This window comes from Lysobacter panacisoli, assembly GCF_009765165.1.
Classification (GTDB): Bacteria; Pseudomonadota; Gammaproteobacteria; order Xanthomonadales; family Xanthomonadaceae; genus Lysobacter_J; species Lysobacter_J panacisoli.
In genome coordinates this window covers 2254432-2277288 of the sequence record NZ_VLNU01000001.1, presented here as the reverse complement: position 1 = coordinate 2277288, position 22857 = coordinate 2254432, and the positions used below count along the sequence as shown (strand labels likewise).

At 68.2% G+C, this 22857-nt stretch carries 20 protein-coding genes; 7 read left to right on the top strand and 13 right to left on the bottom strand.

Annotated features, from left to right (window positions below; all coding sequences use genetic code 11):
- The first annotated feature begins 203 nt into the window (after positions 1-203).
- Together FOF45_RS10680 and FOF45_RS10675 are read left to right on the top strand one after the other, a co-directional pair.
- A complete protein-coding gene (locus tag FOF45_RS10680; RefSeq protein ID WP_158984682.1) occupies positions 204-2672 on the top strand; it encodes an acyl-CoA dehydrogenase in 2469 nt (822 codons plus the stop codon).
- Positions 2673-2737: 65 nt separating this feature from the next.
- Positions 2738-3205 (top strand): hotdog fold domain-containing protein, encoded by a 468-nt coding sequence (locus FOF45_RS10675; RefSeq protein WP_158984680.1) that lies wholly within the window; start codon positions 2738-2740, stop codon positions 3203-3205.
- Positions 3206-3214: 9 nt separating this feature from the next.
- On the opposite strand, the gene FOF45_RS10670 is transcribed toward FOF45_RS10675, so the two are convergent.
- The 4 genes from FOF45_RS10670 to FOF45_RS10655 all read right to left on the bottom strand — a co-directional run bounded on the left by FOF45_RS10670 (position 3215) and on the right by FOF45_RS10655 (position 6680).
- Positions 3215-4453, bottom strand: a complete 1239-nt coding sequence (locus FOF45_RS10670; protein WP_233264124.1) for an RNA polymerase sigma factor — start codon at positions 4451-4453, stop codon at positions 3215-3217.
- Between the two features lies 1 nt (position 4454).
- Positions 4455-4814, bottom strand: a complete 360-nt coding sequence (locus FOF45_RS10665; protein WP_158984676.1) for a YciI family protein — start codon at positions 4812-4814, stop codon at positions 4455-4457.
- Between the two features lie 97 nt (positions 4815-4911).
- Positions 4912-5262 (bottom strand): DUF1304 domain-containing protein, encoded by a 351-nt coding sequence (locus FOF45_RS10660; RefSeq protein WP_158984674.1) that lies wholly within the window; start codon positions 5260-5262, stop codon positions 4912-4914.
- 92 nt (positions 5263-5354) lie between these two features.
- Positions 5355-6680: an NTP/NDP exchange transporter gene (locus FOF45_RS10655; RefSeq protein ID WP_158984672.1), complete on the bottom strand. Its 1326-nt coding sequence runs from the start codon at positions 6678-6680 to the stop codon at positions 5355-5357.
- Positions 6681-6864: 184 nt separating this feature from the next.
- Here FOF45_RS10655 and FOF45_RS10650 point away from each other — a divergent pair, with 184 nt between their 5' ends.
- Together FOF45_RS10650 and FOF45_RS10645 are read left to right on the top strand one after the other, a co-directional pair.
- Positions 6865-8448 (top strand): GMC family oxidoreductase, encoded by a 1584-nt coding sequence (locus tag FOF45_RS10650; RefSeq protein WP_158984670.1) that lies wholly within the window; start codon positions 6865-6867, stop codon positions 8446-8448.
- 208 nt (positions 8449-8656) lie between these two features.
- A complete protein-coding gene (locus FOF45_RS10645) occupies positions 8657-10024 on the top strand; it encodes a serine hydrolase domain-containing protein (protein ID WP_158984668.1) in 1368 nt (455 codons plus the stop codon).
- A 244-nt stretch (positions 10025-10268) separates the two neighbouring features.
- Here the strand turns inward: FOF45_RS10645 and FOF45_RS18520 are convergent, their stop codons facing one another.
- The 6 genes from FOF45_RS18520 to FOF45_RS10615 all read right to left on the bottom strand — a co-directional run bounded on the left by FOF45_RS18520 (position 10269) and on the right by FOF45_RS10615 (position 15558).
- Positions 10269-10709: a hypothetical protein gene (locus tag FOF45_RS18520; protein WP_158984666.1), complete on the bottom strand. Its 441-nt coding sequence runs from the start codon at positions 10707-10709 to the stop codon at positions 10269-10271.
- 1164 nt (positions 10710-11873) lie between these two features.
- Positions 11874-12269, bottom strand: a complete 396-nt coding sequence (gcvH, locus tag FOF45_RS10635; RefSeq protein WP_158984664.1) for a glycine cleavage system protein GcvH — start codon at positions 12267-12269, stop codon at positions 11874-11876.
- 135 nt (positions 12270-12404) lie between these two features.
- Positions 12405-13511, bottom strand: a complete 1107-nt coding sequence (gene gcvT / locus FOF45_RS10630; protein WP_158984662.1) for a glycine cleavage system aminomethyltransferase GcvT — start codon at positions 13509-13511, stop codon at positions 12405-12407.
- 104 nt (positions 13512-13615) lie between these two features.
- A complete protein-coding gene (locus FOF45_RS10625; RefSeq protein WP_158984660.1) occupies positions 13616-14164 on the bottom strand; it encodes a hypothetical protein in 549 nt (182 codons plus the stop codon).
- On the bottom strand, positions 14161-14601 hold the full coding sequence (locus FOF45_RS10620; RefSeq protein ID WP_158984658.1) for an NfeD family protein: 441 nt from the start codon (positions 14599-14601) through the stop codon (positions 14161-14163). Before FOF45_RS10620 ends, FOF45_RS10625 begins: the two co-directional genes overlap by 4 nt.
- Before the next feature lie 3 nt (positions 14602-14604).
- Positions 14605-15558 carry an SPFH domain-containing protein gene (locus FOF45_RS10615; protein WP_158984656.1) on the bottom strand — a complete coding sequence of 318 codons (954 nt, stop codon included), beginning with the start codon at positions 15556-15558 and terminating at the stop codon, positions 14605-14607.
- Positions 15559-15642: 84 nt separating this feature from the next.
- Here FOF45_RS10615 and FOF45_RS10610 point away from each other — a divergent pair, with 84 nt between their 5' ends.
- From FOF45_RS10610 to FOF45_RS10600, 3 genes are all read left to right on the top strand, one after another.
- Positions 15643-16341 carry an RNA polymerase sigma factor gene (locus FOF45_RS10610; RefSeq protein ID WP_158984654.1) on the top strand — a complete coding sequence of 233 codons (699 nt, stop codon included), beginning with the start codon at positions 15643-15645 and terminating at the stop codon, positions 16339-16341.
- Positions 16342-16530: 189 nt separating this feature from the next.
- Positions 16531-17343, top strand: coding sequence for a hypothetical protein (locus FOF45_RS10605; protein WP_158984652.1), 813 nt, complete (start codon positions 16531-16533; stop codon positions 17341-17343).
- Positions 17344-17379: 36 nt separating this feature from the next.
- Positions 17380-18486 (top strand): PDZ domain-containing protein, encoded by a 1107-nt coding sequence (locus tag FOF45_RS10600; protein WP_158984650.1) that lies wholly within the window; start codon positions 17380-17382, stop codon positions 18484-18486.
- 35 nt (positions 18487-18521) lie between these two features.
- Here the strand turns inward: FOF45_RS10600 and FOF45_RS10595 are convergent, their stop codons facing one another.
- From FOF45_RS10595 to FOF45_RS10585, 3 genes are all read right to left on the bottom strand, one after another.
- Complete coding sequence (locus tag FOF45_RS10595; RefSeq protein ID WP_158984648.1) at positions 18522-19442, bottom strand: CbiX/SirB N-terminal domain-containing protein; 921 nt, start codon at positions 19440-19442, stop codon at positions 18522-18524.
- A 92-nt stretch (positions 19443-19534) separates the two neighbouring features.
- Positions 19535-20482, bottom strand: a complete 948-nt coding sequence (locus FOF45_RS10590; RefSeq protein ID WP_158984646.1) for a DUF6607 family protein — start codon at positions 20480-20482, stop codon at positions 19535-19537.
- Between the two features lie 59 nt (positions 20483-20541).
- Positions 20542-22842, bottom strand: a complete 2301-nt coding sequence (locus FOF45_RS10585; RefSeq protein WP_158984644.1) for a TonB-dependent hemoglobin/transferrin/lactoferrin family receptor — start codon at positions 22840-22842, stop codon at positions 20542-20544.
- Positions 22843-22857 lie beyond the last annotated feature (15 nt).

Genomic DNA, 22857 nt, shown 5'->3' with positions numbered 1-22857 from the left:
AGTATGCGCGCTGTCTGGGAACCCTGTCGTAAAGGGACGGTGAGGGCCCGGTTGACAGCAGCCGTCGAATCTTACCATACTCGGCCGTATGTTGAGTGTTTGATGCATGCGATTGAATCCCGGCTTTGCGGCCGGAATCGACCACGGCATCGCCTCGATCCCATCAGCCTGCTGTCATCGCCGCACCGCGCTGGAGCGCCGTCATGAGTATCGCGATTCCTTTCATTGCCTTCCTGCTGGTAGGCGCCATCGCCGCCTATCACCGCCTGCGACTTCCGGTCTGGGCGGCGCTCACCGCCACCGCTCTGGTTGCCTGCTGGCTGCTCGGCGCCAGCGGCACGGCCACGGTGGTCGCCGCCGTCATCACCGCGCTGATCGCGGTGCCGCTGCTGCTGCCGCAGATCCGCCTGCCCTTCATCACCAAGCCGCTGCTGGGCTTCTACACGAAGATCCTGCCGCCGCTGTCGGAAACCGAGCGCGTCGCGCTGGAAGCCGGCACCGTGGGCTGGGAAGGCCAGCTGTTCTCCGGCAAGCCGGACTGGGACGTGCTGCACCAGCAGCCCAGGCCGACCCTGCGCGAGGACGAGCAGGCGTTCCTCGATGGCCCGGTCGAAGAGCTGTGCAAGATGGTCGACGACTGGAAGATCACCCACGTCGATGCCGACCTGTCGCCGGAGCTGTGGGAGTACATCAAGAAGAACAAGTTCTTCGGCATGATCGTGCCGAAGGAATACGGCGGCCTGGGCTTCACCGCACTGGGCAACCACAAGGTGATCCAGAAGCTGGCCTCGATGTCCTCGGTCGTCAGCTCCACCGTCGGCGTGCCCAACTCGCTCGGTCCGGCCGAGCTGCTGATGCACTACGGCACGCAGGAACAGAAGGACCATTACCTGCCGCGTCTGGCCGACGGCCGTGAAGTGCCGTGTTTCGGCCTGACCGGTCCGTGGGCCGGCTCCGATGCGACGTCGATCCCCGACTACGGCATCGTCTGCATGGGCGATTGGAACGGCGCGCGCGTGGTCGGCGTGAAGCTGACCTTCGACAAGCGCTACATCACGCTGGCACCGGTGGCGACGCTGATCGGCCTGGCCTTCCGCATGTACGACCCGGAAGGCCTGATCGGTGACAAGCAGGACATCGGCATCACCCTCGCACTGCTGCCGCGCGACACCGCCGGCGTCGAGATCGGCCGCCGCGCGATGCCGCTCAACAGCCCGTTCCAGAACGGCCCGATCCGCGGCAAGGACGTGTTCATTCCGCTGAGCCAGCTGATCGGCGGCGAAGCCTATGCCGGCAAGGGCTGGCAGATGCTGGTGGAGTGCCTGTCGATCGGCCGCTCCATCACCCTGCCCTCCACGGCCAGCGGCGGCTCCAAGTTCGGCGCGGTCGTGACCGGCGCGTACGCGCGCATCCGCAAGCAGTTCGGTCTTTCGATCGGCCGTTTCGAAGGCGTGGAAGAAGCGCTCGCCCGTATCGGCGGCAACGCCTACACCATCAGCGCGCTGGCCGAGGCCTCGGCCGCGGCGGTGGCGCGCGGCGAACTGCCGGCCGTGCCCTCGACCATCTCCAAGTACCACTGCACCGAGCTCGGCCGCGAAGTCGCGCGCGACGTGATGGACATCATCGGCGGCAAGGGCATCATCCTCGGCCCGCGCAACTTCGCCGGCCGTAACTGGCAGGCCGCGCCGATCATGATCACGGTGGAAGGCGCGAACATCATGACGCGCTCGCTGATGATCTTCGGCCAGGGCGCGATCCTGTGCCATCCGTGGGTGCTGAAGGAAATGAAGGCGGCGATGCTGCCCGACGCCGACGAGCGCCTGCGCGAGTTCGACCGCAACCTGTTCGGCCACATCGGCTTCGCCATCTCCAACGCCGTGCGTTCGTTCTGGTTCGGCCTGACCTCGGCACGGCTCGGTGCCGCGCCGGGCGACGCCTACACGCGCCGCTACTACCGCAAGCTCAACCGCTACTCGGCGGCGCTGGCGCTGTGCGCGGACACCTCGATGCTGCTGCTGGGCGGCAAGCTGAAGTTCAAGGAATCGCTGTCGGGCCGCCTCGGCGACGTGCTCAGCAACCTGTACATCGCCAGCGCACTGCTCAAGCGCTACGAGGACGAAGGCCGTCCGGTCGCCGACCAGCCGCTGCTGGCATGGTCGATCCACAACGCGACCTTCAAGATCGAGAAGGCGTTCTCCGGCGCGCTGCGCAACTTCCCGATCCGTCCGATCGGCTGGCTGCTGTGGGCGCTGGTGTTCCCGCTGGGCCGTCGCGCGCAGTACCCGAGCGATCGCCTTGGCCACAAGGTCGCGTCGCTGCTGATGTCGCCCAACGAAGCGCGCGAGCGCATGGGCAAGGGTGTGTTCCTGACCCCGACCGCCAACAACCCGGGCGGTCGCATCGCCAGCTACCTGCAGAAGGCCGTGCTCGCCGAGCCGGTGGAGCGCAAGTTCCTCAAGGCGCTGAAGCAGCACGACATCGAGGCGCACGATTTCGCCACCCAGCTCGACGAAGGCGTGCGCGAAGGCTGGATCACGGCCGAGGAACGCCGCCAGCTGGAAGAGCTGCGCGAGCTGACCATCGACACCATCAGCGTCGACGATTTCGACGCCGAGGAACTGCGCTCGGCAGGCTATCGCACGGACAAGCACGACAACCGCGCCGCGGCCTGACCCGACGCGAAATCGACCACACGACGGCGGGCATGTCCCGCCGTCGTCTTATCCGGATCCCGTCCATGTCCGCTCCGCTGCTCTCGCTCTACCGCAAGGTCACCCGCTGGCCGGCCGGCCACTGGCTCTTCTCGCGCGCGGTGTGTTTCAAGGCGCCGTACTTCTCGACCATCGCGCCGCGCTTCGTCGCGCTGGAACCGAACCGCTGCGAAGTGCGCATCCGCGACCGCCGCCGCGTGCACAACCACATCGGCACGGTGCACGCGATCGCGCTGTGCAACCTGGCCGAGCTCGCCGCGGGCGTGATGACCGATGCCAGCCTGCCCGCGTCGATGCGCTGGATTCCCAAGGGCATGACCGTCGAATACCTGAAGAAGGCCACGGGCACGCTGCATGGCGTCGCCACGCCCGACGTTCCGCTGGTCGAATCGGCGTCCGCCTACGACCTGCCGGTCAGCGTGGTCGTCACCGACGCCGCCGGCGACGCGGTGTTCCGCGCGACGATCGCGATGTGGGTGTCGCCGCGGCGATGAGCCCGTGCGTCATTCGCGCACTGGCGAATCCAGTTCGCGCAGACGCTGTTCGAGGAAGCGCCGCTGCGCGGCCTGCGAGGTCAATTCCAGCGCGCGGCGATACGAACGGCGCGCCTGTTCGTATCGTGCAAGCCGCCGGCACAGGTCGGCATGTGCCGAATGCGCCGGCGCATAGCGCTGCAGTGCGTCGTGCTGCAGCAGGGGCTCGATGAGCGCGACCCCTTCTGCAGGCCCATCACGCATTGCGATCGCCGCCGCGCGGTTGAGTTCCACCACCGGCGACGGATCGGCGCGAAGCAGCACGTCGTAGATCGCGACGATCTGCTGCCAGTCAGTCTCCCGCGCGGACGATGCGCCTGCATGCACGGCCGCGATCGATGCCTGCAGGCTGTATGGCCCGAAGCGTCGCGCGTTCCAGATGTGCTGCACCAGCGAGGTTCCTTCGTCGATCAGCGCCCGATCCCAGCGGCTGCGATCCTGTTTTTCCAGCAGCACAAGGTTGCCTTCCGCGTCGGTGCGCGCGGTACGGCGCGATTCGTGAAGCAGCATCAGCGCGAGCAGGCCCAGCGTTTCCGGATCGGGCAGCAGTTCCACCAGCAGGCGCCCAAGGCGTATCGCTTCCCCGCTCAGGTCCTTGCGTGTGAGCGAGTCGCCGGAACTCGCGCTGTAGCCCTCGTTGAAGACGAGGTAGACCACGTGCAGCACGGCATCCAGGCGCCCGGGCAACTCCTCGCGCGGCGGGACGCGGTACGGAATACGTGCCTGCCGGATCTTCGCCTTCGCGCGCACGATGCGCTGGGCGATCGCCGAGGGCGTGGCCAGGAATGCGCCCGCGATTTCCTCCGTCGTCAGGTCGCACACCTCACGCAGCGTGAGGGCCACCTGCGCGTCCGCAGGGAGCGCAGGATGGCAGCAGGTGAAGACCAGGCGCAGACGGTCGTCCTCGAGTTCCTCGTCCGCGCCCTCTTCCGCCTGCTGATACAGCGTGTCGGCGATCTGCGCCAGCGATGCGTCGAAACGGGCACGCCGACGCAGCCCGTCGATCGCCTTGAAGCGCCCGGCCGAGACCAGCCACGCGCGTGGCTGGTCCGGGACGCCTGTCTGCGGCCACTGTTCCATCGCCGCGCGAAAGGCATCGTGCATCGCTTCCTCGGCGAGGTCGATGTCGCCGAGCAGGCGGATGAGCGTGGCCAGCACGCGGCGCGACTCGTGCCGGTAGACGGCTTCCACCTGCGCCTGCGCATCCACGTCAGTCGGGGCGCTGGCAATCCATGACCGGCCGCACTTCGACGCTGCCGAACCGTGCGGACGGAATCCGCCCGGCGATGCGGATGGCTTCATCCAAGTCCTTCGCCTCGATCAGGTAGAACCCGCCGAGCTGCTCCTTGGTCTCCGCGTAGGGGCCGTCGGTGGTCGACAGCCGCCCGTTGCGCACGCGCACGACCGTGGCGGTGTTGACCGGCTGCAGCGCTTCGGCCGCGACCATCTGCCCGCTTTCCACCAGCGCGTCGCTGAGCGCGAAGTACTCGCCCATGACCGCGTCGAACTGGTCCTTTGGCATGTCGTCGAACAGCTTCTCCTCGTCGTAGATCAGGCATACGTACTTCATTTCGGACCTCCTGGCGTGGAATGAAGAACGGGTCGAGCCGGCCGCCGGATCGCCCTCCTCAGGAGATGGTCGATTGCGCGGGAGACGATTCGACAGGTCAGGCCAGCCGCAGGGCGACCAGGGCCACCAGCGCTGGCAACGCCTGGATGAAGAAGATGCGGCGGTTCACCGTGGCCGCACCGTAGGCGCCGGCCACGACCACGCAGGCGAGGAAGAACGACGCGACGTCGGCACGCTGGCTGCACAACGACCAGATGAGTCCGGCCGCGAGGAAGCCGTTGTAGAGGCCCTGGTTGGCGGCGAGTACCTTCGTCGCCTCCGCCTTCTCAGGCGACAGGCGGAACACCTTGCGACCGAACGGCCGCGTCCACAGGAACATCTCCAGCACCAGGAAGCCCAGATGCAACAACGCGACGACGGCGATCAAGAGCATGGCGAGCGTGGACATGCGGATCTCCGTGGCGGCTGGGCTGGGGTGAGCTTAGCTTGGTGTGCCTCGCAGCGTGCGCTGGACGACGCGTCGGCGCCATGCGCCGGATGTCATGGCGTGGCTGGCTGCGCGGGTGGGGTCGCGGGAACGGCATCGACCCGGCGCGCCAGTCGCCAGCCGATGGTGGCGGCGGTGAACGCCGCCAGCGCGCTGAGTCCGGCGAAACCACCGGTGGTGACGCCGAGCGCGCGCAGGGCGTTCATGCTCACCGCGATCGCGGTGTCGCCGAATCGCCACACCGCGGTGTCGACCGCGTTCTGGCCCTTGTAGCGGACGTCGCGCGGGACGCGGGTGTAGAGGCTGTGGCGAGCCGGTTCGGCCATGCCGTAGGCGAGGCCGCGGCTGACGATCAATGCGATCGCCACGGCCGGCATTCCGCCCAGCAGCGGCGCGTGTGGATCGGGCGCGAACACCACCACCGACAGCGCGAACAGGCTCACCACCGCCCACACCAGGATCACCGCGCCCGCGCCCTTGCGCGGCAGCAGCCAGCGCGTGAGGGTGAGCTGGGTAATCACCGTCAGCGCGTTCGCAGACAGGTCGACTTCGGCCGCGAAGCGCGTACGCGCCACCGCGTCGGTAAAGGTCGCGCCGGAGTAGTCCGCCACCAACGCGTAGTTCACCGTGCCGATGCCATCAGCGAGCAGCAGCAGAATCGCCATGCCGCGCATGAAGGGATCGGAGAACACCTGGCGCAGCCCGTCCCACATGCTGCCGCCGACCGGCGCCTCGTGCGCGGCATCGAAGCGGCGCGCGCCATGCGTGCGCGCCCAGCGCCCCAGCAGCACGATGCACACCACGGCGATGCCGAGCAGGGTCGCCGAGACCACCAGCAGCGGCGCCACGCCGATGACATCCACCAGCGTGCGCGTCAGCGCCGGGCCGGCGAGCGCACCGCAGGTGCCGGCGACGGCGATGATCGGGAACAGCCGGCGCGCCTGCTCGGTGTTCCAGATGTCGGCCATGAAGCTCCAGAACACCGACACCACGAACAGGTTGAACACGCTCACCCAGACGAAGAACAGCGTGCCCAGCGCGCGCGGGCTGAGCAGTCCCTGCGCGGTGAACAGCGGCACGAAGCCGAGCAGGCAGGCGATGAAGAACAGGTACACCAGCGGCACCACCACGCGCCGCGGCCAGCGCGCGATCAGCGCGGCGAAGACCGGGGTCAGGACCAGCGTGGCCAGGAAGGTCGCCGCGTAGAACCACGGCAGCTGGGTCGAACCGACCGCGGCCGAGAGCTGCTCGCGCACCGGGCGGATCACGTAGTACGCCGCCAGCACGCAGAAGAAATAGGTGAACGAGAGGCCGACCGCGTGCCATTCGCCGCTGTGGACCCGACGCTGCGGCTGATCGCTGGTATGGCTGGACGCCATCGTCTGGCTCCGGGAATGCTGGCGGCACGTTAGCCGATGCCGGGGGCGCCCGCTACCGCACGGTAGCGGCCGATGCGACCCCGTCACGCCAGCCAACGGCCGATCCGGGGAGCATTTGCTCTAATGGTCGTCCTTACGGTCGCGGGGTTAACCGACCGGGCCACGGTGGAGCGGCAGAGCGTACGTGTTCGACTACATCATCATCGGCGCCGGATCGGCCGGCTGCGTACTGGCCAATCGCCTGTCCGCGGACCCCGACACCAAGGTATTGCTGCTGGAAGCGGGCCCCCGCGACAGCCATCCCTTCATCCACATGCCCGCCGGCCTGGCCAAGCTGGTCAACAACCGGCGCGTGAACTGGGACTACCACACCGCGCCGGAAGCCGCGCTCGACGGCCGTGCGCTGTGGTGGCCGCGCGGCAAGGTGCTGGGCGGATCGAGTTCGATCAACGCCATGTGCTACACGCGCGGCGTGCCCGCCGACTACGACGAGTGGGCCGCGCTCGGCGCCGAAGGCTGGGGCTGGAAATCGGTGCTGCCTTACTTCCGCCGCAGCGAGCGCAACTCGCGCGGCGCCGATGCGCTGCACGGCGACGAAGGCCCGTTGTACGTGTCGGACCTGCGCTACAGCAATCCGCTCTCGTCCGCCTTCATCGAAGCCGGCCAGCAGGCCGGTTACGCGATCAATCGCGACTTCAACGGCCCGTCGCAGGAAGGCTTCGGCCTCTACCAGGTCACGCAGAAGAACGGCGCGCGCTGCTCGAGCGCGGTGGGCTACCTGGACCCGGTGCGCGAGCGGCGCAACCTCACCATCGTCACCGGCGCGCAGGCCAACCGCATCACCTTCGAGCGCGGCCGCGCGAGCGGTGTCGTCTACATCGCCCAGGGACGCGCCTATCACCAGGCGGCGGCGCGCGAAGTGCTGCTGTGCGGCGGCGCGATCAACTCGCCCCAACTGCTGATGCTGTCCGGCATCGGCCCGGCGATGCATCTGCGCCGCCACGGCATCGACGTGGTCGCCGATGCGCCGCAGGTCGGCGAGAACCTGCAGGACCATCTCGACATCTGCACGCTGCAGCACGCCACGCAAGCGATCACCTACGACCGCCTCAGCGACGCGCGCGTGGCGTTCGATTACTACCTGCGCGGCCACAGCGGCGTGGGCACGAGCAACATCGCCGAGGCCGGCGCATTCGTGCGCTCGCCGCTGGCGACGGACGAGCGTCCCGACATCCAGATGCACTTCGTGCCGGCGATGCTCGACGACCACGGCCGTCGTCGACTGTCGGGCGACGGTTACACCGTGCACGCCTGCTTCCTGCGTCCGCGCAGCCGCGGCCGCATCACGCTCGCGAGCGGTCGCGCCGGCGACAAGCCGCGCATCGAAGCGAACTACCTCAGCGACGCAGAAGGCTTCGACCTGAAGGTGATGGTGGAAGGCGCGAAGCTCTCGCGTGAACTGCTCGCACAACCCGCGTTCGATGCCTATCGCGGCGCACCGATCTTCCCCGCGCGCAACGACCTCAGCGATGCGGAGCTGGTCGAATTCATCCGCGCCAAGGCCGAGACGATCTACCACCCGATCGGCACCTGCCGCATGGGCAACGACGCGCTCTCGGTCGTGGATCCGCAACTGCGTGTGCGTGGCGTCGAAGGCCTGCGCGTGGTCGATGCATCGGTGATGCCGACGCTGGTCGGCGGCAACACGAACGCGCCGACCATGATGATCGCCGAGCGCGCCGCGGACCTGATCAACACCGACGGATAACGCTCTTTTCGCGGGGACCGCGCGGGCGTCCGCGCACGCGCCGCGCGGGTTTTGCGCATGCACATTCGTGAATGGCCCGGAGGGTGGGCCGGGAACTGCGATGGAGCGCACTAAAGCCTGCGAAATCAGGGGCCTGGTGGCCACTGTTGCCTCACCCCCTGAGATCGGCGTTATTATCCGGCCGACATGTAGTGCAGGGGCGTCGGCCATGAAAAGCAATAAGAAGCGGCACTCCCGCATCCTGGCCCGAGCAGGTGCAGTCGCTCTGCTGCTTCCGCTCACCCTGGGCTCCACTGCACAGACGCCGCAACACAGCGGTGGCCCCGTCGCTGCACAGACCACCGCGATCGGCACGACCGCCGTCGTGCGTCCCGTCAATATGCCTCCGGCCGCGCCGCTTCCGACCGGCTTCGATGTCCGCCAGTTCGAGTCGATGGCGCAGCAGCTCGTCGCCGGCAATCGCGTGCCGGGTCTGGCGATGGCGATGGTCCATGACGGCAAGATCATCAGCTCGCGCGGTTTCGGCATCACCGACACCAGCCGTCCGCAGCCGGTGGACTCGCACACCGTGTTCCGCCTCGCGTCGCTGTCCAAGAGCTTCGCCGGAACCATGACGGGCCTGCTGGTCAACGACGGTTCGCTGCGCTGGGACAGCAAGCTCACCAGCTACCTGCCGAGCTTCCGCCTCAGCGACTCGTACTCTTCGCAGCAGCTCACCGTCGCCGACGTGCTGAGCCATCGCGTCGGCCTGACCCACAACGCGTTCGACCGCGACCTGGAGCAGTACGTCGATTACCACACGCTCACCCAGCGGCTCGCGTATGCGCCGATGAAGTGCGCGCCGGGCACGTGCTACAGCTACCAGAACGTCGCCTTCAGCCTGATCGGCGACGTGGTGTTCGCCGCCACCGGCGACTTCTACGCGCAGGAAGTGCAGCGCCGCATCTTCAAGCCGCTCGGCATGAACGACGCGAGCCTGGGCCTGGAAGGCATCCAGGCCAGCCCGAGCTGGGCGCGTCCGCACGTACGCGGTCGCGGCGGCTGGGTGTCGCTGATGCCCAAGACCACCTACTACCAGGTGCTGCCGGCCGCGGGCGTCAACGCCAGCGCCAGCGACATGGCGCAGTACCTGCTGGCGCATACCGGCCATCGTCCCGACGTGCTGCCGGCGCCGCTGCTGGCGACGCTGCACCAGCCGCTGGTCGACACGCCGAGCGAGATCCGCGGTTCGTCGTGGCGTCGTACGCGCCTCAATTCGGCCGGCTATGCACTGGGCTGGCGCACCTACGACTACGCCGGTCATCGCGTGGTCTTCCACGGCGGCGCCGTGCAGGGTTATCGCGGCCTGATCGCGATGGTGCCGGAACTCGACTTCGGCGTGGCCCTGCTCTGGAACAGCGAAAGCTCGTTGCCGTCGGGCCTGCTGCCCACGATCCTCGACAGCGCGCTCGGCCTGCCTGAGGGCCAGTGGCTCGACGACCGCATCGACCCGACGCTGTACGCCGACACATCGGAAGCGGAATCGCCCAACGCACCGGGCACGCATGCATCCACCGCGAGCGCCGCACCGCGCTAAGCGATCGCGCTTCACCGACCTGCCAGACGCCGCCTTCGGGCGGCGTTGTCGTTCATGGGGTCGCGAGGCAGCCGAGACACGGCGATCCTGATCGGTCGCAGCGATCGCGCCTGCGAGTCGAGGGACATCCTGCGCCAGGACACATCGACGGCGACATGCCGGCATTTCGATGGCCCATAAAAAAAACTCTCCCCCCGCCTGGGCTGCGGGGAGAGAGCTCGATTACGGTGTATCGGGGCTTTTATTAGATCATCGGTGCCGGGGTCGCCGGCATCGAAGCCACGGACGACTTCTTGGTCGCCTTCTTGCGGCTGGACTTCTTGGCAGCCTTCTTCGCGCCAGTCTTCTTGGCCGCCTTCTTGGCGGTCTTCTTGGCGGTCTTCTTGGCAGCCTTCTTCGCGCCAGTCTTCTTGGTCGCCTTCTTGGCGGCCTTGCGGACGGTCTTCTTGGCGGTCTTCTTCGCGCCAGCCTTCTTGGCAACCTTCTTGGTCGCCTTCTTGGCGGTCTTCTTGGCGGCCTTGCGGACGGTCTTCTTCGCGGCCTTCTTCGCGACCTTCTTCGCCGGACGCTTGGTCGCCTTCTTGGCGGCCTTCTTCACGGTCTTCTTGGCGCCGGCCTTCTTGGCGACCTTCTTCGCAGCCTTCTTGGCGGCGGGCTTCTTCTTCGCAGCTTTCTTCATGGCCATGGGATGGCTCCTCGTCAGTGGTTGATCAGTCTTGATCAGTGGTCGTGCAGGTCTATAGCCCAGTAGAACCAGTCTGGTGAACCCACCAGTGCCGCGGGAGTCGGACCCGCGTGCAGCCGCCGACGCGCCAGGCGCGCCGGAACGGATTTCGTCGTTGCCCACCCCCGCGGGCAAACAAAAACCCGGCGCTCGGAGAGAGCGAACCGGGTTGGATGATGTGCGCCTGCGACGCGATACGACTTTTCTCGGGGGAAGCGAACCCTGCGTCCACCGTTTCGACTGCCCGGTCGGAGGTTCGTTTTGTGCCGCGAGTTGTCGCTTTGATTGTACTCACTCGCTTCCGCAGGAAACGTCTGCTGGGCGAAACCTAATCACGCTTTTTCGGGCTGTCAATAACTTCGCTCATTTTTTTTTCGGCCGTGTCGCCGCGTCGTCGCCGGCCGACAAGCTCCACGACGGTCGTCGCGACGCTTCGACGACGACGCTCGAATCGAGCGACACGCCACACGCGTTTCACAAAATGCTTTTTTTAAGGGGTTTACTGAAAGCACGCGCGCGTCGCATGCGCTCGCCGACGGATTCCGACGAAGCGCGTCGCCGACCTTCGACCACCCTCGTCGCGTCCGCGAGCGGGTCGAATCGATCATCCTCCGAGCCGGTCTGTTTCGCGTCGCAACACGCCCATTTGCGCGAAAGTGCGCGAACTCTCCGACCGCCTCGACCACCTTCGCGCATACCCTCGAAGCGCACACGAGGCATGCGAACGACATCGTCGAAGACGTCGAGTGGTGCGTCGAGCGGGTGAGTTCGACGATGCATCGCGGCCTGTCCGATCACGCCATGCCAGCAGTTCGGACATGCAAGGCAAGCTGGCGCGATGCCGTATCGCGATCGAAGCGAGCACGCGATCACCCGCCCATCACGAAACCGGACGAAGCCCGAGGCGCGGCGTGCGGACGACGCATCGCGGGGAGCAGGTGAGGATGAGCGCATCGCCGCGCCTGGGCAGCAATTGCGCCGCGCTGGGCTGCCGCGAACCTGGAAATCGTGGGCTCGCGCATCGACGTCGTTGCGGACGCCGGAAACAGAACCGGCCGCACGAGGCGGCCGGTGCAGCGGTCGAGGAGACCGGATTTCGTCGGCGCGACGACCGCGCCGGAAGACTCAGTGGTCTTCTTCTTCGAGCAGCTCGGAGTAGTCGTCCGGCGCCAGCAGCTCGTTGAGCTGGTCGGCGTCGTCGATCTCGACGGTGAAGATCCAGCCTTCGCCGTAGGCGTCCTCGTTGATGGTTTCCGGCTTGTCGGTCAGGGCGGAGTTCACCGCGACGACCTTGCCGCTGACCGGGGAGTAGACGTCGGACGCGGCCTTCACCGACTCGACGACGGCGCAGGCGTTGCCCGCCTCGACTCGCTCGCCGACGTTGGGCAGCTCGACGTAGACCAGATCGCCCAGCAGGCCCTGAGCATGATCGGAGATGCCGACCGTGACCTTGCCGTCGCCATCGACGCGGGCCCACTCGTGGGACTTCATGAACTTCAGATCGCCGGGAATTTCACTCATGACGGGCCTCGAAACCTGTGCGGGGGCTGCTGGGAACTGCGCCTAGTTTAACGGCGCCGGGGGACGTGCGACAGAGAGTAGAACATCGGCCGGGATGGCGCGCGCGGATGCTCTCCGGCGCGCGCCACGCGCGGCTCAGCCCAGCACGCCTTCCTGCGGCTGGCCGTCGCGCACGAACGGGAACTTGACCACGCGCACCGGCACTTCCTTGCCGCGGATGTCGACGCGGACGTTGCCCGGCACGCCGGCCGGCACGCGCGCGAAGGCGATCGCCTTGCCCAGCGTCGGCGAGAAGGTGCCCGAGAGGATTTCGCCTTCGCCGTTGTCGGTCAGCACCTTCTGGCCGTGGCGTAGAACGCCCTTCTCGTCCATCACCAGGCCGATCATCTGGCGCGGCGCGCCGCCGGCCTTCTGTTGTTCGAGCACGCCGCGACCGATGAAGTCGCGGCCTTCGTCGAGGGCGACCGTCCAGGCCAGCGCGGCTTCGTACGGCGACACCGCGTCGTCCATGTCCTGGCCGTAGAGGTTCATGCCGGCTTCCAGGCGCAGCGTGTCGCGGGCACCCAGGCCTGCCGGCTTCACGCCCGCATCGAGCAGCGCGTTCCAGAACGCCACGGTCTGCGCTTCGGGCACGATCACTTCGAAGCCGTCCTCGCCGGTGTAACCGGTGCGGGCCACGAACACCTCGATGCCGTCGCGCGTGCGCGCCTGCGCGGCGGCGAACTTGCCCAGCTTGGCGACCGGGGCACGATCGTCATCGTTGAGCATGCCGAGTACCTTCTCGCGCGCATTCGGACCCTGCACGGCGATCATGCCGAACTCCGGACGCTCGGTGACGCTGACATCGAAGGCCTTCGCCTGTTCGGCGATCCACGCCAGGTCCTTGTCGCGCGTGGCGGCGTTGACCACCAGGCGGAAGTACTCGTCGTCGCGGAAATAGATGATGAGGTCGTCGATCACGCCGCCCTGCGGGTTGAGCATGCAGGTGTACAGCGCCTTGCCCGGCACCTTCAGCTTGTCGACCGAGTTGGCGACGAGGCGGCGCAGGAATTCGCGCACGCGCGCGCCGCGCAGGTCGACCACCGTCATGTGGCTCACGTCGAACATGCCCGCGTCGCGGCGCACCAGGTGGTGCTCCTCGATCTGCGAGCCGTAGTGGATCGGCATGTCCCAGCCACCGAAGTCGACCATCTTGGCGCCGAGGTCGCGGTGGGTTTGATTGAGGATGGTCTTCTGGGTCATGGCGGTGCCTGTGCGGGAGCGAGCCCGCGATTATCCCAGAAGCGCCCTATGCACGGCAGAACGCGCGGCGACCTACGCCGGCGCATGGAGCCGCGACGCGGCGCCTACTCGCTCGAGCCTTCGTTGTAGCAGCGCACGCGGCCGGGCGCGACGCGCATGAAGCGGCCGGTCTTGCGGTCCAGCCGCACCGCCCAGCGCACCGCCGGCAGCATGTCCAGACCCGACGCGCCCTCCACGCCGGTGTCGATGATCGCCACCAGACCGGCGTCGTCGACGCCATCGCGCTGGCAGGTGGCGATGGCGACGAGTTCGTCGCGGCGCAGCGCGGGATACGGCACCGAGTCGGTGATGCGCCAGCGCGGCTCGTCGCCGACGCGGTCGACGAACTGCGCCGCCAGCAACTGCAGCGTGCGGTCGTCCTCTGCATCCAGCGTGACGATGCTGCGCGCGCACAGTTGCTCCGGATCGCTGCCCGATCCCACGCAACTTCCGGTGTTGGAGGTGTAACCCTTCGGATACGGCGGGACGATCTTGCCGACGAGGTCCGGTTCGCCGGCCCACGCGGACGCGGCGAAGGCGACCGCGAGGCACAACGCGCCGGCAGGGATCCAGACGAGGGCGATAGCCGCGCGCATGGATCCTGCGAAGGTCATCCCGCCGGTTCGACCAGCAGGCTCATGCCGCGGCTGGCGACGATGCGCACCGCGACGCCGGCCGGCAGCTCGGGGCCGGTGACGTCCCAGTACGCGTCGGCGATCTGCACACGACCGTGGCCGTTGACGATGGCGCGCTCCAGCGGCACCACGCGTCCCACCAGCGCGTCGGCGCGGCGGTTGAGCGCGGGCTGGTCGCTGCGCGGTTCGCGTCCGCGGAACCACGTGCGGTAGACCTGGATCGAGACGAAGCTGAGCACGACGAAAGCGGCGACCTGCGCCAGCACCGGAACGCCCGGAATCGCCAGCACGATCACGAACACCGCGGCCGCGGCGAAGCCGAGCCAGAGCATGAACGCACCCGGCGCCATCGCCTCGGCGGCGAACAGCAGCAGCGCCACCACGGCCCAGGTCACGGTTTGCCAGTTCCACTGCATGCGTCAGCCTCCCGCGCGCGGCGGCGGCACCGCGCGCGGCGGTTGCCGATCCAACGCTTCCTTCGCCAGCTCGGCGATGCCGGCCAGCGAGCCGATCACGCCGGCGGACTCCATCGGCATCATCACGAACTTCTGGTTCGGCGCTTCCGCGAGCGCCTTGAACGCCTCGATGTACTTCTGCGCGACGAAATAGTTGATGGCGTTGACGTTGCCGTTGGCGATCGCATCCGACACCAGCTGCGTCGCCTTGGCCTCGGCCTCGGCCAGGCGCTCGCGCGCTTCGGCTTCGCGGAACGCGGCCTCGCGCTTGCCTTCGGCTTCCAGGATCGCGGCCTGCTTCTCGCCCTCGGCGCGCAGGATCTCCGCCTGGCGATGGCCTTCGGCCTCCAGGATGTTGGCGCGCTTCTCGCGCTCGGCCTTCATCTGCCGCGCCATCGAATCGACCAGGTCGCGCGGCGGCTGGATGTCCTTGAGCTCGATGCGGTTGACCTTCAGGCCCCACGGATGGGTCGCCGCGTCGACGGCCACCAGCACCTTGGCGTTGATCTCGTCGCGCTTGGACAGCGATTCGTCCAGGTCCATCGAGCCGATGGACGTGCGGATGTTGGTCATCACCAGGTTGAGGATGGCGATCTCGAGCTGGGCGACCTCGTAGGCCGCCTTGGCGGCGTCGAGCACCTGGAAGTACACCACGCCGTCCACCTTCACCACGGCGTTGTCCTTGGTGATCACGTCCTGGCTGGGGACGTCCATCACCTGTTCCATCATGTTGATCTTGCGGCCGACGCCGTAGACGATCGGGATCAGGAAGTGCAGACCCGGGTCCATCGTATGGGTGTAGCGCCCGAAGCGCTCCACGGTCCATTCATACCCCTGCGGCACCATCCGCACCGCCTTCAGAACCAGGACCACGCCAGCGAACAGCAGGACGACGCTCAGCACTACACCCAGGTCCATGATCCCCTCCTTGTAAGTGGGATCGAGTATAGGCCGAACCGCCGTTGCGACGGTCCGGGAGCTTTCCGCATCTAGGGGAATGACATGCCGCCGACCCCAGATCCCGTGCCCCTGCCAGCCGAGACGTCCGCGCCCCGGAGCAGCTTCGCCATCGACGTGCCCGACGCCCTGCTGGCGCGTGCGCGCGGCGGCGAACGGGCGGCGTTCGAGCAGCTCTACCGCTGGTTCGAGCGCCCCGTGTTCAACCTCGCGCTGCGGATGCTGGGGGGCGCGTACGGCGGCGATCGCGAGGAGGCGGCCGAAGTGCTGCAGGAAACGATGATCAAGGTGCACGCCAAGCTCGGCGATTTCCGCGGCAGCGGCGGCAGCCCGTTCTGGGGCTGGGTGCGCCAGATCGCCGTGAACGAGGCGCTGATGCGAATGCGCAGCCAGCGTCGCCACGTTGCCGACGTGCCGCTGGACGGCGACGAGCTGGCGGTCGATCCCGGTCCGCTGCCCGCCGCAGCCGCCGATGCCGCCGCGCTCACGCGCGCGCTCGCGCAGTTGCCTGCTTCGACCCGCAGCGTGCTGTGGCTGTACCACGCCGAGGGCTACACCCACGACGAGATCGCCTCGCTGATGCAGCGCACGCCGAGTTTTTCCAAATCCCAGCTCGCGCGCGGCGGTCGCCGCCTGCGCGAACTGTTGGAGCCTGTCTACGACCTTTCCGAGGCTCGCGCCGGGACTGCGGGCCTGCAGAGCAAGGAAGAACGAGGAAGCGTATGTCGATACACGACCGAGTGATGACGCAGCGCTGCAGGCCCGCAGCCCCGGCCCTGTGGGTTGCCCCGATGAGGCAGCCATGCGGCGCCGCACGCCTTGACCTTGCAATCAGCAAGGCGCGGCGGCGCGCAACACCACCTGGCTGCCTCCTCGGGGCAACGCGATGCCTCGGAAAGGCCGTAGACAGGCTCCTAAAACCGGAGAAGGCCCATGCCTGACGCCGAAAACACCCTGAAGCCCACGCCTTCCGATTGGGGCACCGCGTTCGCCGCGTTGCCGATGGAAGCGCCGCCGGCCGACGGCTGGAACCGCATGTCGCGCGCACTCGATGCGCGCGGCGGCAACACACGCACGGCGCAGGCGCGACGTGCGCGCTGGCCGCTGTGGCTGGCGACCGCCGCCGCGGTGTCGGCGGTCGCGCTGGTGCCGATGCTGATGCGCGAACCTGCATCGCCGGACGCGCCGGCGCCGACCGTCGCACACACGGCGGCTCCGATCGCCACGACGCCTTCGCCCGCCTCCGCCAGCACCATCGACACGACGCCCGCCGTCGCGACGACGACGGTCGCGCCGAAGGTCGACGAAGCGGTCGCGCACCAGCCGGCCGCCACGCCGCGCAAGCGGCGCCCGTCACCGACCGCGCCGCCGCACACTGTCGAACCACGCCGCCTGGTCGCAGACGCGACGCCTTCGTCCGATACCGCCGCGACGTCGAAGACCGACACGTTCGCCGACGTGCAGTCGCTGCAGTCCGAATCCGCGCAGCTCGAAGCGCTCGTGGCGCTGGCGCGCGACGACCGCGTCGCGTCCGCGAATGCCGCCTCGCTCGCGGCTGGACTGGACGAACGCATCGGCCGCATCGATGCCTCGCTCTCGCAGCCGGGCCTGGCCGACACCGATCGCACGCTGCTGTGGCAGGAACGCGTGGCGACGCTGCGCGAACTGGCCGGCGTCGAAACCACCCAGCGCTGGCTCACCACCCACGGCGAGCGCTACGACGGCGCGCTCGTCAGCGTCGACTGATTCCTCACCTTCCACCCGCCGCAGGACCCTGCACCCATGATCCCGTTCCGTTCCAAGCCGACCCTGCTGGCCGCCTCGCTGGGATTGCTCCTCGCCTGCGCCGCCAGTGCACAGACCACCGGCAAGGACGCCGCCGACACCAAGGAAGTCGAAGCCGCGCGCGCCGAGCTCAACCGCGCCGCCAAGCGCTACGCCGAACTCACGCGCGGCAACGCGAACTTCGACCGTGCCGTGTTCGAGCGCGAATTCGAACGTCGTTTCGTGCAGCGCCCAGTGCTCGGCGTCGTGCTCGCACCGGAGGCGAAGGCCGGCGTGCGCATCGCCGCGGTCACGCCGGACAGCGCCGCGTCGAAGGCCGGCCTGCGCACGGGCGACGTACTCACTTCGATCAACGGCGGCAAGCTCGACGGTGCCACGTCCGAGGCACGCCTCGCGCAGGCGCGCGAACAGCTGGGCAAGCTCGACACCGACTCGGCCGTCGCCCTCGCCTACACGCGCGACGGACGCGCCGCGACCGTGCGTGCCACGCCGCAACTCGGCGAACGCGTGCTGATGTTCCGCGACGTCGACGGCAGGCCGGTCGAGCGCCCGCTGCCGCTGATCTCGCCGCAGGTGCGCACCGAACTCATCCGCCTTGGCCCGCTCGGCGACTGCGATGGCGAGGACTGCCACCTGCCGTTGCTCGCTGATGCGTTCCGCTGGAACGGCCTGAACCTGGCGACGGTGGATGCGAAGCTCGGCCGCTACTTCGGCGCGAACCGTGGCGTGCTCGTGCTCAGCACCGGTCCGGAACTGGCCGGCCTGGAATCGGGCGACGTGATCCAGGACATCGACGGCAAGCCGGTGAACTCGCCGCGCGAGGCGATGGCCGCACTGCGCGGCAAGCCGGAGAGCAGCCGCGTCGGCGTGACCTATCTGCGCGATCGCAAGAGCGCGAACACGCAGATCACGGTGCCGAAGATGGCGCGCCTGCCGGTGCCCCCGGCGCCGCCCGCACCGCCCGCGCCTCCGGCCGCTCCGAAGGCGCCGCCCGCGACGCCGGCACCGCCTTCGCCGCCGAGCGCGCTTCCGGCGCCGCCCGCGCCCCCCGCGCCGCCGACACACGCGCTGTCGATGGTCATCGCGGCGGACGTCGTCCTTTAACGACTCGCTTCACCTGCAGGCAGTCGCCGCGCCGCTCAGGGCGCGGCGGCAGCCGATCCGGCAGCGGCCGGAAACTGCGTGCGCAGCTGCGATGCCTGGCGCTGCACCCACTGCGTCAGTTGCGGCGACGGCACCAGGCCGCGACCGTCGGACGCGTAGTCCAGGCCCGCGAGCACCTTCGCGTACGGACCGAACCCCTGCACGCGGAACGGAACCACGAGCGCGCGTCCGCCTTCGCGATTCGCGCGCTCGACGTAGGCGCGAATGCGCGCTTCGGCCGCTTCGCGTTTGTCCGGCCAGTCCTCGCGCAGGGTTTCGACCTGCACGCGACGGAACGGCAACGCCGCGCGCACGCGCTCGGCACGTCCATCGAGCTGCGCCTTCCAGCGCGCATCCTCGGCGTCGTCGGCCGGTCCGTGGGCGAGGATCAGGACGTCTTCCTTCGCCGCATCGCGGCTCAGTCCACGCGCGCGCTCGGCGAGCACTTCGCCCATTTCCGGCGCGTCCATCAGGCCCTCGTGGCTCATCGCGAACTCGGCCTTGCTGTCGAGTCGCCAGAACTCCATGCGATGCCCACCATGCTCGCCATGCCCGGAGTGCTGCGAATGGCCCACGGCAGGACGCGGCGGCGCGCCTGGCGCGAGCCCGACGATCTGCGCCGTTCGTTCGTACCAGCTCTCGCCGCTGACGAACAGGCGCACCACGCCGATGCGTTTCACGCCCTGCGCCTGCAGGCGCTCGACGCCTTCCTGCAGGCTGGCCGCATCAGCCATGCCGAACGCGATCTCCAGCGGCTGCTCCCGCGCCAGCGGAGCCAGTGCGTCACCGACTTCACGATTCCACTGCGGACCGCCACCGTGCGCCATCACCAGCACGCCGAAGTCGTTCGCATCCTTCGCATGGGCCGGCGCCGACAGTGCCGCCGCCGCGAGCGCGGCCATCATCCAGGCTTTCATTTCCCTCTCCCTGCGCGCGACGTCGTCGCGACGCACCTGCGTTGTCGAAACAGGCCGGGATCCGCCGCCGGGCGACGGATCCGGGCTCCCGCCTACTTCGTCGCGACGCTGTCCGTCGCCGGCTCGACCCACTTGGCGAACACGGCGTCGATCTTGCCGTCGGCGACCTTCTTGCCCTTCTCCACTTCGCCGGCCTGCTCGAACAGCGGGATGATCATCGCCATGCCGTCGATCTTGGTCTTCAGGTGCACCCCCGGCGACTTGCCGAGGAAGCGCTCCCAGCGCGCGCGCACTTTCGCCCAGTAGTCCTTCGTGCCGTTCCAGTAGCTGTAGGCCGGCTTGAAATCGACCTCGGTGGTCTTCTGGTAGTCGTTGAAACCGAACTCGCGCGCCAGTTCGACCTGCGTGCCATCCGGTTTGCGCAGGACCTTGGTGTTGAACTGCTCGTGCGTCCAGCCGCCCGGCGTGAGCGTGTGGCGATTGACCGCGCTGATCGCGTTGTAGTCGCTGCGCTTGGTGTACTCGCGACGCGGCAGCGGACGCCAGCTCAGGTCGCTGGTCCACATCGCCACGCCGTTGTCGTAAGTCCACTTGCCGGTGCCGCAGTAACGCGGCGCGTCGCTGACCTCGAACACGCACTGCGTCCACGCGCCCTGCGTCGTCGCCGCCGGGATCGCGCGCACCTGCCAGGTCTGGTCCGCGCTGAACTCGAAGCGCGAGGGCGCTTCGTAGGTCCAGTCCTGGCGCCAGTGCTTGGTCACATGGCCGCTCTTCTCGTCTACCAGCAGGTGCTGCAGCACGATCTTCGCCGGCGAGTCCTCCACCACGATCACCACTTCGTTGCCGCCGCTGCGCATCGCCGGATGGCGCTCGTAGCCCGGCTGCAGCAGCACGGTTTCGTCGAAGGCGAAGTCGACGATGTACTCGCCCTGCATCGCCAGGATCGAAGCGCGGTCGCGCGCGGTGTCGGTGGTCGCCGCATGCGCGGCGACGGGAAGCAGGAGGGCAAGCAACGGAGCGTAGAGCAGGCTGGTGTTCATGGCTGGCTCGATCAGGGTGGACAGTTGGAGGGTTCGGGCGGTGGCACGCATCGCTGCAGTCACCAGCTCACCGCCAGGCTCACGCCGACGTTGCGGCCCGGGCTGGTGTAGCGGTCGAGGACGGTGCTGGCAGCGAGCGTGCCGGCCGGCACGTCGCCGGCGTCCCAGTACTTGCGGTCGCCGAGGTTGAATACGCCGACGTCGAAGGTCGCGCCCGGCGCGAAGTTCCAGTGCGCGAGCAGGTCGAGCACGCCGTAACCGGGGATCTCGAACTGGTTCGCGGCCGGAAGTTCGTCCTTGCGCGCGGCGAACCGGCCGGCGAGTTCCACGCCCCAGGTGTCGCGGTCGTACGCGACGCCGAGCGTGGCGCGCAGCGGGTCGATCGACGACAGCGGCACGTTCGTGGTGCGGTCCTCGCCCTTCGACCACGCGGCGGCGCCCTTGATCGACCAGCCCGCGAGCGCTTCGCTGTACGCGCCCAGGTCCACGCCGGCGCGCGCCTCGATGCCGTAGATCTCCGCATCGGCGATGTTGCGCGACTGGAACACGATCAGCGGCGTCTGCGGCGGCTGGCTCACCTGCGACGCCGACTCGATGAAGTCGTCGTAGCGGTTGTAGTAGCCGGACACTTCCGCATACACGGCTTCATTGGAGAAGCGCAGACCCAGCTCGACACCATCGCTGGTCTCGGGCTTGAGGTCCGGATTCGGGATGGCCGTGTAGCCGAACTGCAGATTGGTGAAGCCCAGGTTGACGTCGCCATAGGGCGGCGCGCGGAAACCGTGCTGGTATCCGCCGAACAGCGACCAGTCCTGGGTGAAGTGCCACACCGCGCCGAGCTTCGGCGACACGCTGGTCTCGCTGAGATCGGCCACGGCCACGCCGGGATTGTCCTGCGCGAAGATCGGATCGAGTTCCGGATCGAGCTTGTAGTAATCCACGCGCACCGCCGGGATCAGGCGGAATTCGCCGCCGGCGAACGAAATCTCGTCCTGCACGTACAAGGCCGCCTGCGAGGTCTCACTGACGGGGAAGTCGCGCACCGGGAATGTGTCGGGCGAGATCACGTTGGTCACCGTGCCGGTGAGCAGGTTGGTCGCGCGGCCATCGCGCTTCTGCTTGAAATCGGTACGCGTGAATTCGACACCATAGGTCAGCGCATGATCGACGGAGCCCGTGCGGAAATCCTTGTGCAGCACCGCATCGGCACCGTACAGGCGCTGGTCGAAGTTGAACTCGCGCTCGCGCAGCACCGGATTGATCGCGACGCCGTTGCGCAGCGTGGCGCGTTCCTCGCGCGTGCGTTGCGTGGTCTCGCTGTCCTGGCGGTAGATCTGCCACTGCAGCGAGTCGGCGAACGCGGTGTCGAGCGCGTCGACCTCATGCGCGAACGCGACGCGTGCGCGGGTCTGGTGGTCGTCGCCGGTCTGCGAGGCCACGCGCACCGACGGCGGTGTGTTCGGGATCGTCGAGCTGTCGCCGAGCGCGCTGAGCACGTCGGTATCGACGCTATCCTCGTTGCCTTCGACGGTGAGCTTGAAGCGCTGGTTCCCGCTCGGTGCGAACACCAGCTTGGTCAGCAGGCTGCGGCCGTCGCTGTCCTGCGGATTCGGGGCGGTGCGCGAGCTGTTGCGGCTGCGGTTCTCGCCCATGTTCTCGCGCTCCTGGCCCTGGTGGTGGCCGACCGCGACCAGGCCCGACCAGCGCTCGCCGCCAAACGCGGCGGTGGCGCTGCCGAACAGGCTGTCGTCCTCGCCCAGGTAGCCGAGCTTGAGACCGAAGTAGGCGTCCTTGCCCTCGCCCAGATAATCGAACGGATCCTTCGTGACGAACGAGACCACGCCGCCCAGCGCGTCCGAACCGTAAAGCGCGCTGCCGGGACCGCGCACGACTTCCACCGCCTTGAGCGTGTCGAGATCGACGAAGTTGCGGTTGGCGTTGGAGAAGCTGCCGATCGAGAACGCATCCGGCACCGCGATGCCGTCGGTCTCGATGCGCACGCGATTGCCGCCGAGGCCACGGATGCGGATGTCGCCGATGCCACCGAAGCGACCCGCACCGCCAGTCACCGTGATGCCGGGCTCGTAGCGGAACAGATCCTTGAGGTCGCGGACGAGCTCGCGATCCATCTGTTCGCGGTCGATCGCGGTGACCACGTTCGGCACGTCGTCCAGCGCGCGCTCGGTGCGCGTGGCGGTGACGACGATGCGGTCGAACTCGTTGGCCGCACCGGCGGCCGCGGCGGCGGCGACGAGGGACTGCGGATCGGCTGCGCCATCCGGTGCGGTGTCGGCGGCAGCGCTCACCGCCGGAATGGCGAGCAGAAGGGCAAGGGCAAGGGTGCTGGGAACGGGATGCATGCGCGTACTCGGGTC

Coding starts and splice junctions, on each gene's coding strand:
- FOF45_RS10680 (WP_158984682.1), top strand. CDS start 204: ATGAGTATCGCGATTCCTTTCATTGCCTTCCTGCTGGTAGGCGCCATC.
- FOF45_RS18520 (WP_158984666.1), bottom strand. CDS start 10,709: ATGGCCATGAAGAAAGCTGCGAAGAAGAAGCCCGCCGCCAAGAAGGCT.
- FOF45_RS10595 (WP_158984648.1), bottom strand. CDS start 19,442: ATGAAAGCCTGGATGATGGCCGCGCTCGCGGCGGCGGCACTGTCGGCG.
- FOF45_RS10625 (WP_158984660.1), bottom strand. CDS start 14,164: ATGACCTTCGCAGGATCCATGCGCGCGGCTATCGCCCTCGTCTGGATC.
- FOF45_RS10610 (WP_158984654.1), top strand. CDS start 15,643: ATGCCGCCGACCCCAGATCCCGTGCCCCTGCCAGCCGAGACGTCCGCG.
- FOF45_RS10675 (WP_158984680.1), top strand. CDS start 2,738: ATGTCCGCTCCGCTGCTCTCGCTCTACCGCAAGGTCACCCGCTGGCCG.
- FOF45_RS10655 (WP_158984672.1), bottom strand. CDS start 6,680: ATGGCGTCCAGCCATACCAGCGATCAGCCGCAGCGTCGGGTCCACAGC.
- FOF45_RS10600 (WP_158984650.1), top strand. CDS start 17,380: ATGATCCCGTTCCGTTCCAAGCCGACCCTGCTGGCCGCCTCGCTGGGA.
- gcvH (WP_158984664.1), bottom strand. CDS start 12,269: ATGAGTGAAATTCCCGGCGATCTGAAGTTCATGAAGTCCCACGAGTGG.
- gcvT (WP_158984662.1), bottom strand. CDS start 13,511: ATGACCCAGAAGACCATCCTCAATCAAACCCACCGCGACCTCGGCGCC.
- FOF45_RS10585 (WP_158984644.1), bottom strand. CDS start 22,842: ATGCATCCCGTTCCCAGCACCCTTGCCCTTGCCCTTCTGCTCGCCATT.
- FOF45_RS10620 (WP_158984658.1), bottom strand. CDS start 14,601: ATGCAGTGGAACTGGCAAACCGTGACCTGGGCCGTGGTGGCGCTGCTG.
- FOF45_RS10660 (WP_158984674.1), bottom strand. CDS start 5,262: ATGTCCACGCTCGCCATGCTCTTGATCGCCGTCGTCGCGTTGTTGCAT.
- FOF45_RS10615 (WP_158984656.1), bottom strand. CDS start 15,558: ATGGACCTGGGTGTAGTGCTGAGCGTCGTCCTGCTGTTCGCTGGCGTG.
- FOF45_RS10645 (WP_158984668.1), top strand. CDS start 8,657: ATGAAAAGCAATAAGAAGCGGCACTCCCGCATCCTGGCCCGAGCAGGT.
- FOF45_RS10665 (WP_158984676.1), bottom strand. CDS start 4,814: ATGAAGTACGTATGCCTGATCTACGACGAGGAGAAGCTGTTCGACGAC.
- FOF45_RS10590 (WP_158984646.1), bottom strand. CDS start 20,482: ATGAACACCAGCCTGCTCTACGCTCCGTTGCTTGCCCTCCTGCTTCCC.
- FOF45_RS10605 (WP_158984652.1), top strand. CDS start 16,531: ATGCCTGACGCCGAAAACACCCTGAAGCCCACGCCTTCCGATTGGGGC.